General features: G+C 41.6%; 1 protein-coding gene. It reads left to right on the top strand.

Annotated features, from left to right (window positions below; genetic code table 11):
* Positions 1 to 622 (top strand): NAD(P)-dependent oxidoreductase (locus tag CWB76_RS19220; protein WP_138609717.1); only part of this gene is annotated, 622 nt, incomplete at both ends.

Below are 622 nucleotides of genomic sequence, written 5' to 3'. Positions count from 1 at the left end.
AGGTGTGGAATTTGTACTGGCTTGGAATGCGCCCGCGTCTTTATGGCCAAAGTTATTAAATTTGAAAGCGGTGTCATCGTTTGGTGCTGGGGTTGATAGTATCGATTTAAGTTTACTACCTGCACATGTTGAAGTGGTGCGGATTGTCGATAAACAGTTAGCCAACGACATGGCTGAATATGTACTTACTCATGTATTAGCGCAAAAATTGCGATTAAAAGAATATTTCTTAAAACAACAGCAAAGTGAATGGAAGCCCAAAAGAGCGTATAGGCACGATCGAGTCAGTATTTTAGGGTTTGGCGAATTAGGCCAAGCATGCGCCCAAAGGTTGGCTAATAATGGCTTTAAAGTTAATGCTTGGAGCCGAAGCCCTAAAACATCAACGATAGCAGCACTTTACCATGGTGATCAGGGCTTAAATGATATGTTAGTGAATACAGATTATTTAATCTGTCTATTGCCACTTACTAGCAATACCAAAGGTATTATTAATCAACAGTTGCTTAAGCAACTTCCTGAGCACGCCGTGTTAATTAATGTGGCCCGAGGTGAGCATGTCGTTGAAGCTGATTTGCTCGATGCGCTCAATAACGCACGTTTACTAGCAGCAACGCTTGAT

It is taken from the genome of Pseudoalteromonas sp. S1609 (assembly GCF_005887255.1).
GTDB lineage: Bacteria > Pseudomonadota > Gammaproteobacteria > Enterobacterales > Alteromonadaceae > Pseudoalteromonas.
Note: the sequence above shows the minus strand (reverse complement) of the source record. Positions and strands in the feature narration are given on the sequence as shown.